The organism is Streptomyces sp. FH025 (assembly GCF_017427025.1).
Lineage (GTDB): Bacteria > Actinomycetota > Actinomycetes > Streptomycetales > Streptomycetaceae > Kitasatospora.
Genome location: NZ_JAFLNG010000686.1, coordinates 1 through 4,119, shown reverse-complemented (window position 1 = coordinate 4,119; position 4,119 = coordinate 1). Strand labels below are relative to the sequence as shown.

Genomic DNA, 4,119 nt, shown 5'->3' with positions numbered 1-4,119 from the left:
GGTGACCGAGCTCGGCGAGCCGCTGGAGGTGGTGCAGTTGGGATCGCGCTTGACCGGGTCCGGGATGTAGACGGTGGTGAACTCCTCCTGCGGCATGTCCTTCACCGCGTCGCTCATCGCCTGCTGCCAGATCGGCCCCGGGCCTGTCGCGCCGAACACCTCGGTCTGGTACTGGCCGCCGATCCGGATGTTCTTCATCGGCACCTTGGTGCCCGGGCTGCCCAGCCACACCGAGCCGGCCAGGTTCCCGGTGTAGCCGGTGAACCAGGCCGACTTCTTCTCGTCCGTGGTGCCGGTCTTGCCCGCGATCTGGCGGTCGTCGTCCAGCCGGAGGTCGCGCGCGGTGCCGCCCTTCTCGGTCACCCCGAGCAGCACGCTGTTGATCACGTCGGCGGTGTCCGGGGACATCACCTGGTCGCAGCGGGCCGGGTTCACCGGGACGTCCTTGCCGTCCACGGTGGTGATCCGGTTGATCGCCATCGGCGCGCAGTAGTTGCCCCGGGCGGCGAAGGTGGCGTACACGTTGGCCATGGTCAGCGGGCTGACCTCCTGGGTGCCCAGGCCGAGCGCGGGCAGTTCCTGCAGCGGCTCGCCGTTGGCCTTGGCGGTCACGCCCAGTTTGTTGGCCATCTGCTTGACCGCGCAGAGGCCGATCTCCTGCTCCATCTGCACGAAGTAGGTGTTGACCGAGAGGGCCATCGCCTCCTTGAGCTCGTACGGGCCGACCTCGCGGGCGCTCTCGTTGGGGATCGTCCCCTCCTTCTTGCCCTTGTTCAGGTTCTTCCAGGTGCCGTCGCAGGTCTTCATCGTCGGCCAGTCCATCCGGTTGGGCGAGTCGTACCGCTGGGTGGACGGCAGACCGGCCTCCAGGGCGGCGGCGGCCACGATCGGCTTGAAGTTGGAGCCGGGCTGGAAGCCGATGCCGCCGCCCATCGCCGCGTCCACGTTGAGGTTGACGACGGTCTGGTTCTTCTCCTTCGCCAGGCCGTACGGACGGGTCTGGGCCATCGCCAGGATCTTGCCGGTGCCGGGTTCGACCATGGTCATCGCCGCCGAGACCGGGTCGGTGACGAACACCTTGGTGGAGACGGCGTTCTGCGCGGCCGCCTGCTTGTCCGGGTCCAGCGTGGTGTAGATGTTCAGACCGCCGGTGTCCCAGAGCTTCTTGCGCTCGGCGGCGCTCTTGCCGAACACCGGGTCCTGCCGGACGACGTGGCGCACGTAGTCGCAGAAGAAGCCCATGCCGGCCTGGGCGGTGATGCAACCGTTCTGCGGATCCCGGTAGTTGAGGCCGAGCGGCGCGGCCTTGGCCTCCTTGGCCTGGGCGGCGGTGATGTGCTTGTTCTCCACCATCTTGTCGATGACGGTGTCCCGGCGCTTCTGGGCGGCGACCGGGTGCAGCTTCGGGTCGTACTGGGACGGGTTCTGCACCAACCCGGCGAGCATCGCCGCCTCGGGCAGGGAGAGGTCCCTGGCGTCCTTGCCGAAGTAGCGCTGGGAGGCGGCCTGGATGCCGTACGCCTGGTGGCCGTAGAAGGTGATGTTCAGGTAGTTCGTGAGGATCTGCTCCTTCGGCAGGTCCTCCTCCAGCTTGATGGCGTACCGGAGTTCCTGGATCTTGCGGCCGAGCGTCTTGCGCTGGGCCTCGCGCACCGCCTCCAGGTCGTCGCCGGCCTTCTCCACGTTGACGTTCTTCACGTACTGCTGGGTCAGCGTGGAGGCGCCCTGGACGGCGGCGCCGCTCTCCGCGTTCTTGGTGATCGCCCGCAGGATGCCCTTGAGGTCGACGGCGCCGTGCTCGTAGAAGCGGGCGTCCTCGATGTCCACCTGGGCCTGGCGGATCAGCGGCGACATCTGGTCGGCCGTCAGCACCGTGCGGTCGCGCTCGTAGACCTTGGCGATCAGGCCGCCCTTGGCGTCGAAGATCTGGGTGGCCTGGGTGAGCGGCGGGGTCTTGAAGTCGTCGGGGATGCTCTCGAAGCTCTCGGCGCCGCTCTTCGCCCCCAGCCCGACCGCGCCCGCCGCCGGGAGGATCAGGCCCGCCAGCAGCACGCCGCCGAGCACGCTGGAACCGAGGAACTTGGCCGCGTGGCCCAGGAATCCGAGCGGGGTCTCCCGGCGCCTCGGGCGCGGGACCCAGGTGTCGCCCGGGTCCCGGGCAGGTATGCGGCTCTTCGGTGACATAGTCCGAAGATTACGGCCGGGAATCCCCTGCGTGGGCGGGGTGTCCGCGAAGGATTGTCACAAAATCGCGACAGCTTCGACTCGTTCCGGCCAGTCGCCCGGAGACCCGGGAGCGGCCTCGGCGGGGGCAAGGACCGTTCGTCCACAGCCCGTTGCCCCCACCGTGGCGAGGCCTGGGCTCAGCCCGCCGGGCAGAACACGTCCTCGGCCGGACGGCGGCCCGTCACCAGGAAGTCCGTCACCGCCGCGTCGCCGCAGGCGTTTCCGTTCGCCAGGTAGACGTCGTGCCCGCCGGCGTCCACCGTGACCATCCGGGCGCGTTCGCCGAAGGCCGCGCGCAGCTTCAGCGCGCCGCCGTACGGGGTGGCGGGGTCGCGCAGGTTCTGCGCCAGCAGGACGTTCGCCGGGCCCCGGTCGGTCACCGTGACCGGCGGCTCGGCGGGCGCGAACGGCCAGACGGCGCAGGGCATCGCGTTCACCGGCATGCCGGCCGTGAGCGGACGGGCGGCGCGCTCGGCGGCGACGTCCTCGGCGTAGCCGGCCGGGTCGGCGGGCCACTCGACGTCGTTGCACAGGGTGCCGGCCGAGGCGGCGATGTGGTTCTGCAGCACCTCGTCGGGAACGCTCACCGGCGTGGGCAGCGGGCGGCGGCCGAGGGCCGCCAGCATCAGCCGGGCCAGGTCGGGGAACCGGGCGTCCGCGTACAGGCTGGTCAGCATCGACTCGCGCAGCACGTTGCCGTTCAGCTCGGCCGGGTTGGCGCCCGGCCAGGGCAGCGGGGCGCGGTCCAGCCGGGCGGCGAGGTCGAGGAAGAGCGGGCGGACCTCCTCCGGGGTGTCCGCGACCCGGTCCGGATTTCCGGGGGCGGCCGCCCACCTGGCGAAGTCGGGGAAGCGGTCCTCGGCGCCCTGGCCGAAGGCGGCGAGCCAGCCGCGGCCCACCCGCGACGGGTCCGGGTCGTCGTTGCTGTCCAGCACGATCCGGTCGGTGTGCCGGGGGAACATCGTGGCGTAGACGGCGCCCGCGTAGGTGCCGTACGAGGTGCCCCAGGCGGAGAGCCGCCGCTCCCCCAGGGCGCGGCGGATGCTGTCGATGTCGCGGGCCTCGTTGGCGGTGGAGATGCTGCGCAGCACCGGGCCGCCGTTGCGGGCGCAGGCGTCGGCGAAGTGGTGGCCGGTGGCGAGGTTCTCGTCGATCGAGCCGTCGGCGGCCGGCCAGGGGCGGAGCTTGACCATCGCCAGGTCGGAGTGGTCCAGCCCGCAGCTGACCGGGGTGGAGCGGCCGACGCCGCGCGGATCGAAGCCGACCAGGTCGAAGCGGTCCAGGACGGGCTTCGGGAGGCGCTTGACCGCTCCGCTCGGGCGGTCGAGGCCGTTGTCGCCGGGGCCGCCCGGGATGATCAGCAGGACGCCCCGGCGCAGTCCCGGCTTCGCGGTGGCGATCCGGGAGACGGCGACCGTGATCTGTGGGCCACCCGGGTCGTTGTAGTCCAGGGGGACGGTGAGATCGGCGCACAACTGGCGGGGGGCGTCACGGTTCCGGCTCCGGTCGCCCTGGTCGTCCTGGCCCTGGCCCTGGCCCTGGCCTTGGCAGGCCGACCAGTTGAGCCGGTCCCGGCCCCGGTCCGGGTCGGCCGCAGCGGGCAGGGCGGTGAGCGCGGTGACGGCGAGGGTGGCGGCCGCGGCGGTGGCGGCGGCGCGGCGGATGGTCTTCGGCATGCCCAAGAGTCTGCTGCGGCCAGGGACTTGGGCCCATGCGGGCAGCAGGCGGGCCGAGGGTGGGGCAAGCCCCCGCCCGGGCCGGGTGCGGCCCCCACCCGCGCGCGGCGCGCCCACGGTCCGCGCCCTTCCGGGCGGCGGAGCGGCGGGCGCCGATGATTTCGGGGCTGGGCAGGAGAACTGAGGAGGCGTGAGGTGACGACGGAAACGCTCGATG

At 71.8% G+C, this 4,119-nt stretch carries 2 protein-coding genes; both read right to left on the bottom strand.

The genetic code is table 11. From position 1 onward, the window contains the following. Positions 1–2,184 (bottom strand): transglycosylase domain-containing protein (locus tag J0670_RS32045; RefSeq protein WP_207815508.1); only part of this gene is annotated, 2,184 nt, incomplete at its 3' end. A gap of 179 nt (positions 2,185–2,363) precedes the next feature. Next, positions 2,364–3,902 (bottom strand): alpha/beta hydrolase, encoded by a 1,539-nt coding sequence (locus J0670_RS32040; RefSeq protein WP_207815506.1) that lies wholly within the window; start codon positions 3,900–3,902, stop codon positions 2,364–2,366. Between the last annotated feature and the right edge of the window lie 217 nt (positions 3,903–4,119).

Excerpts from the sequence above, each read along its gene's own strand:
- J0670_RS32040 (WP_207815506.1), bottom strand. The coding sequence starts at position 3,902 with ATGCCGAAGACCATCCGCCGCGCCGCCGCCACCGCCGCGGCCGCCACC.